This is a genomic window from Nocardioides oceani (assembly GCF_030412965.1).
Taxonomy (GTDB): domain Bacteria; phylum Actinomycetota; class Actinomycetes; order Propionibacteriales; family Nocardioidaceae; genus Nocardioides; species Nocardioides oceani.
Window position 1 is genome coordinate 1 of record NZ_JAUHJQ010000159.1, and the last position, 278, is coordinate 278.

1 protein-coding gene is annotated in these 278 nt (G+C 65.1%); it reads left to right on the top strand.

All coding sequences use genetic code 11. The features are described from left to right. Nucleotides 1-84 precede the first annotated feature (84 nt). A partial coding sequence (locus tag QWY28_RS23660) for an FRG domain-containing protein (protein ID WP_300955356.1) occupies nucleotides 85-278 on the top strand: 194 nt, incomplete at its 3' end.

The following is a 278-nucleotide window of genomic DNA, read 5'->3' on the forward strand; positions in this document are numbered from 1 at the left end:
TTGTACGAGGGGTGCTGGAACCCTTCGTTGCAGCGTTTCCGATCGCCGTACGCCTTCCGCGGGCTCGCCCACTGCGATCACGATTTGTCCAATAGCCTGTTGCGTCTGGCTGGCGCCGCTTCCGACATCACCCGGCTCGAACTCGCGCTGTTGCGCAACTTCCGCAAGTACGCCCACGAGCAGACCTCGAGCGGGGTCGACTCGATCTGGCACTGGCTCGCGCTGGCGCAGCATCACGGCCTGCCGACCCGGCTCGTCGACTGGACCTATTCGCCGCT